This window comes from Leucobacter chromiiresistens (assembly GCF_001477055.1).
Lineage (GTDB): Bacteria > Actinomycetota > Actinomycetes > Actinomycetales > Microbacteriaceae > Leucobacter > Leucobacter chromiiresistens_A.
Genome location: NZ_LDRK01000073.1, coordinates 1 through 4,642, shown reverse-complemented (window position 1 = coordinate 4,642; position 4,642 = coordinate 1). Strand labels below are relative to the sequence as shown.

Genomic DNA, 4,642 nt, shown 5'->3' with positions numbered 1-4,642 from the left:
GCTGGGAGTTGGGTCTAAAGTGCAGAGTCAGGCGCGCGGCGGCGCAATGATCAGGCGCTCGGCGCCGGAATGATCAGGCGCGCGGCGGCCCCACGGCGACCGCGACGAGTGCCGCGATCGCGTGATCATCGAGCGGTGAGCGGCTGAGAGCGCGCAGCAGCAGCGCGCCGACGAGCGCTTCGGCGATGTCGTCGATCGGCGCCCCCTCGGGGAGATGCGGTTCGCTGCCGATGGCCGCGGCGAGCCGCGTGGAGAGCGCGCCGGAGCCCGATCCGGCGATCGCGTCGCGCAGCCGCTGGCCGACATCGGCGTTGTCGGTCGCCGCGGCGATGAGCGAGCGCACCAGGCCCTCGCCCTGCGAGCTCAGCAGCACCTCGCCGACCGCGTGCAGCCATGTCGTGAGGTCGCGCCGCACGTCGCCCGTGTCGGGCACCTCGAGTCGCTCGCCCAGGATCATCCCCTCGAGCAGGGCCTCGGCGATGATGGCGCTCTTCGACTTCCACCAGCGGTAGATGGTCTGCTTGCCGACGCCGGCGCGCGAGGCGATGCCCTCGATGGCGAGATGGTCGTACCCGCGCTCGGCGAGCATTTCGATGGCTGCCTGCAGGATCGCCTGTCGTGCGGCCTCGCTGCGCACGGGGCCGCTCCGCGATGACACTGCCACGGGATCTCCATTCAGTAAAGACGAGACGGTCCGTGTTATCTTATCCCCTGCTGGTCGACGACGATGGCGGCCTCCCGACGCGGCCGCCGCGCAGAATGGGAGATGGCATGGCCGAGTTGCTGCACCGACTGGGAACCTTCGCGGCACAACGCGCCTGGACGGTGATCCTCGCGTGGATCGTGATCCTCGGCATCGCCGTCGGCGGCTTCCTCGTCGGGTTCAAGGGGCTGAGCTCGAGCTTCGACGTGCCCGGCACCGCCTCGGGAGACGTGCTCGACGAGCTCGAGGCGTCGCTCCCCGACTTCAGCGGGGCATCGGGCACGGTCGTCTTCCACTCCGAGGACGGGGCGCCGCTCACCGAGGCCCAGCGATCCGACATCTCGGCGCTCGCCGAGAGCGCGAAGGATCTGCCCGACGTCGCCGATGTGATCGACCCCTTCGACGCGCAGCAGCAGCTCGCAGACCAGCAGCAGCAGATCGTCGACGGCCGGCAGCAGATCGAGGACGGGCGCGCGCAGGCCGAGGCGGGCCAGCAGCAGCTCGACGCCGCGAGGGACCGGATCGCCGAGGGGCAGGCGCAGCTCGACGCCGCAGGCGCGCAGCTCGCCGCAGTGGAGATGCCCGAGGAGATGCGCGCTCCCCAGCTCGCAGCGCTCGAACAGCAGCAGCAGCAGCTCGATGCCGGAAACGCCGAACTCGACGCGCAGCAGGAGCAGCTCGATGCGGGCATCGCCGAACTCGATGCGAATCAGGAGAAGCTCGAGCAGGGCGCCGAGCTCGCCTCGTACGCCGAGGGCATCGGCGTGGTCTCCGCAGACGGAGCGACCGCGCTCGTCAACGTCTCCTTCACCGAACCGCGCCTCGACCTGTCGCAGGAGACCAAGGACGCCGTCGTCGAGCACTTCGAGAGCACCCCGATCGACGGCGTGCAGACGGCCATCTCGACCGACATCTCGCAGGGCGTTCCCGAGATCCTCGGCGTCGGCGAAGCGGTCGGCGTCGTCATCGCCGCGATCGTGCTCATCGTCGTGCTCGGGTCGATCCTCGCCGCCGCGTTCCCCATCGTCACGGCACTCGTCGGGGTCGGGATCGGGGCCATGGCGACGCTCGCCTTCTCCGGGGTCACGCAGATGGCCTCCGTCACGCCCATCCTCGGCGTGATGCTCGGTCTCGCCGTCGGCATCGACTACTCCCTCTTCATCCTGTACCGCCACCGCAAGCAGATGCTGCAGGGCGCCGGCGTCGTCGAATCGATCGGCCTCGCGAACGGCACCGCGGGCAACGCGGTCGTGTTCGCGGGCGCGACCGTGATCGTCGCCCTGCTCGCGCTGAACATCACCGGCATCCCGTTCCTCGGGCTCATGGGCACCGCCGGAGCCGTGAGTGTCGCCGTCGCCGTTCTCATCGCGATCTCGCTCACCCCCGCGCTGCTCGGGCTCGCCGGCACGCGACTGCTCAGCGGGAAGGCGCGGGCGCGGGCAGCGCTCGCCGCCGACCGCGAGCCCGGTGCGGCGCCCTCCGAGGGACGCAGCGTGAAGCCCATGACGAACCTGCGCGCCATCATCACCGCGGTCGTCGCGACCGTCGTGCTGCTCGTCATCGCGATCCCGTCGATGTCGATGCGCCTCGGACTGCCCGACGGCGGCTCCGAGGCGGAGGGGTCCACCGCGTACGAGGCGTACACCCTCACGAACGAGGCCTTCGGCGAGGGTGCGAACGGACCGCTGCTCATCACCGCCGATCTGCCCGAGGGGCTCGACGACGACGGCGTGCTCGACGCGCAGCTCACCGTCGCGCGCGAGCTGGCGTCGATGGACGACATCACCGCCGTCGCGCCGGTCGCCGTCTCCGACGACCACCGCCTCACCGCCTTCCAGGTGGTTCCCGCCGAGGGCCCGAACAGCGTGTCGACGGAGAACCTCGTGCGCGACCTCCGCGAACTGCCGCCCATCGACGGTGACATCGCGCTGGGCGTGGCGGGGCAGGCCGCCATCAACATCGACATCTCCGAGGGTCTGCAGGAGGTGCTCCCGCTGTACCTCGTGGTCGTCGTGGGGCTCTCCTTCCTCATCATGGTGATGGTCTTCCGCTCCCTGCTCGTGCCCCTCATCGCGACCGGAGGCTTCGTGCTGTCGCTCTTCGCGACTTACGGCGCCGTCACCGCGGTGTTCCAGTGGGGGTGGCTCGCCGACTGGCTCGGCGTGCACAACCCCGGTCCGATCCTGAGCTTCCTCCCGGTGATCCTCGTGGGCATCCTCTTCGGTCTCGCGATGGACTACCAGCTCTTCCTCGCGACCGGCATGCGCGAGGCGTATGCGCACGGTGCACCGGCGAAGCTCGCTGTGGCGCAGGGGTTCCGGGCGGGGCGCACCGTCGTGATCGCGGCGGCGATCATCATGGTCTCCGTCTTCGGCGGGTTCATCGCGTCCGAGTCGGTGATGATCAAGTCGATGGGCTTCGGCCTCGCGCTCGGCGTGCTGCTCGACGCGATCGTCGTGCGCATGCTGCTCGTGCCCGCCGTGATGCACCTCGTCGGCCGCGGGGCGTGGTGGCTCCCGAAGTGGCTCGACCGCATCATCCCGAACGTCGACGTCGAGGGATCGGCGCTGGAGCGCCGCCACCCCGTCCACCACTAGGCGGCGCCCGGAGCGGCGCGGCGGAGCGGCGGCCCGGCGGCCCGGCGCCGCGCCGCGTCGCCGCCGCGCCGCGTCGCCGCCGCTCTGCGCCGCTAGAGCGGGGTCACTCGTCGTGCGTGTTGCGCGCTCGACACGCACCACAAGCGACCCCGCTCGGCGAATCGGGCGAGGGGTGGGTGAGCAGGGCCTGGGCCCGAACCGAGAATCATGGTGGGTTTCCGAGGGCCGATTCGACGGCATGACCGAGGGCCCCGATGAACGATGCCGGATCGGCGACGTCGTCGTCCATGGCGAGGATCACCGTCCACCCCGCGCGAGCCATCTGCTTTCTGCGGATCGCATCCCTGCGCACCTGCCGTTCGCTCGAGAAATGGTGCGCCCCCTCGTACTCGATCGCGATGCGGAGCTCGGGGTAGCCCAGGTCTGCGTGCAGCACGCGCTCCCACGTGGGAACCGGGCAGGCGACGAGCGGTTCGTCGAAGCCCGCCTCGCGGATGATGAGTCTGATGTAGCTCTCCGGCGGAGAATCGACGGGCGCGCGCAGCAGGGGGAGCGCGCGCTGGCGCACGGGGGCTCCGAGCGTGTTGCGGTGCCGCGAACGTGCGAGTTCGAGATCCCTCGCGGTGCAGAGAGGGGGTGTGCGGCCGCCCGTGCCGTCGAGCGTGCGTCGGCCGGAGATGAGGAAGTCGCCTGCGGCCACGAGTTCCCGAAACGCGATGACGCTCGCGAGCTGGCACCAGACGTCGGCGGGAGTCGGCAGGGTGATCCCGTCGTGCTCCGTCCAATGCAGGCCGCCCGGCTTTACGCGGTGACCGGCGATCAACCGATGTCTCGGCGCCCGGTGCGGCGAGAAGGAAGCGACGTCGACGCGGCCGCCCGGCGGGATCGGGCACGGGATGCCGTACACGGCGGCTGCGGATCGCCGCGAGAGGAAGTGCTCGGGGCGCAGCGTCTGGCCGATGGCAACGCATCGGTCACGATAGGCGAAGTGGTCGTACTCGTATTCGGGATGGATGACGAGACCGCGGCCGATTCGGCGTACGTCGTGCGCACGCAACCGATCCGCCGAGACGCCCGCATCGATGAGTTCGGAGGCGCGATACACCCCTGGGAGGACGTGGATGGGACGACGACGGGACATGAACCGAGCATCGCTGCAGAAGCGGGAGCGAAGTGCGCTCCTGCCGGAAACTGTGGACAACTGCTCGATTCGACGCGGCACAGTTCCCTGTGGGGGGAGCACCGCGGTGCTGAGGAGCGGGAGTGGGAGCCGTTCTGCGAGCGGGGTCACTTTCCGTGGGTGTCGGCGGCGCAACACGCACGAAAAGTGACCCCGCTCGCA

Annotated in this window: 3 protein-coding genes; 1 reads left to right on the top strand and 2 read right to left on the bottom strand. The window is 70.2% G+C overall.

Annotation, left to right across the window (positions count from 1 at the left end; genetic code table 11):
• Positions 1 to 73: 73 nt before the first annotated feature.
• On the bottom strand, positions 74 to 664 hold the full coding sequence (locus NS354_RS09950; RefSeq protein WP_058594354.1) for a TetR/AcrR family transcriptional regulator: 591 nt from the start codon (positions 662 to 664) through the stop codon (positions 74 to 76).
• Between the two features lie 107 nt (positions 665 to 771).
• Between NS354_RS09950 and NS354_RS09945 the strand changes: the two genes are divergently transcribed.
• The gene (locus NS354_RS09945) at positions 772 to 3,300 is read left to right on the top strand and encodes an MMPL family transporter (RefSeq protein WP_058594353.1); all 2,529 of its coding nucleotides are present in this window, start codon (positions 772 to 774) and stop codon (positions 3,298 to 3,300) included.
• Positions 3,301 to 3,505: 205 nt separating this feature from the next.
• Here NS354_RS09945 and NS354_RS09940 read toward each other — a convergent pair whose 3' ends face one another.
• Positions 3,506 to 4,441, bottom strand: a complete 936-nt coding sequence (locus NS354_RS09940; RefSeq protein ID WP_153002175.1) for a hypothetical protein — start codon at positions 4,439 to 4,441, stop codon at positions 3,506 to 3,508.
• Positions 4,442 to 4,642: the final 201 nt, after the last annotated feature.

Excerpts from the sequence above, each read along its gene's own strand:
- NS354_RS09940 (WP_153002175.1), bottom strand. The coding sequence starts at position 4,441 with ATGTCCCGTCGTCGTCCCATCCACGTCCTCCCAGGGGTGTATCGCGCC.
- NS354_RS09945 (WP_058594353.1), top strand. The coding sequence starts at position 772 with ATGGCCGAGTTGCTGCACCGACTGGGAACCTTCGCGGCACAACGCGCC.